Consider the following 807-nt stretch of genomic DNA (forward strand, 5'->3'; position numbering starts at 1 on the left):
CGGCTATACCCTGCTGTTGAACCATATCGGGATGGCGACAGCCCCTGCGCTATACCGCCGCCTCGGTTTCAACCCGGAGACGGACTTCGAACCTTTGGGCATCATGGCTGAATCGCCACTGATGCTGGTGACGCGCCCACAGATAGCTACGGGCTCAGCGGTTGAGCTGGTGCGGTGGATAGCCACGCAACCACAGGTCAAGCTTGCCAACGGCGGCATTGGGTCGGCGTCGCATCTGTGCGGCCTTCTCCTGCAGTCTTCGCTGGGCATCGGCATGACCACCGTTCCCTATCGCGGGACCGCACCGGCGTTGGCGGATTTACTGGGAGGCCATGTAGACCTGATGTGCGATTTGACAGCCAATGTGCTCCCTCATGTATTTAGCGGAAAAACCAGGCCCGTCGGCGTGACATCAGCCAAGCCACTCACCGTTCCCGGCGCCTCGGCGATCCCGACGCTCGAGAAATTCGGGATTCCCTCCGTCCGGCTTGGCGTCTGGTACGGCTTGTATGCGCCGAAGAACACGCCWCAGGCGGTACAAACCAGAATCAACGCTGCATTGCTGGGCGCAATCCAGACGGACGCATTCAAACGGGCACAGCTCGCTTCAGGAATCGATGTGGTTCGGGATGCGCGCAACACACCCGCGGGTCATCGCGAATACTTGCACAGCGAAATTGCACGCTGGACGCCGGTGATCAAGGCGGCGGGGGCCTACGCGGACTAGGGCTGCCCGGAAACGTAATCCATAAATCCCGATTGTTTTTCCGATCATCGGGAACGCCTGCTTGTCGGTCCATACAACCG

The 807-nt window shown here is 60.3% G+C and carries 1 protein-coding gene; it reads left to right on the plus strand.

Annotated elements, in window-relative coordinates:
* Positions 1 to 727, plus strand: a 727-nt coding sequence (locus tag AC1DWI_RS25060) for a tripartite tricarboxylate transporter substrate-binding protein (RefSeq protein WP_477726167.1), incomplete at its 5' end; no start/stop codon positions are given.
* Positions 728 to 807: the final 80 nt, after the last annotated feature.

Source organism: Polaromonas sp. P3_C2 (assembly GCF_056402675.1).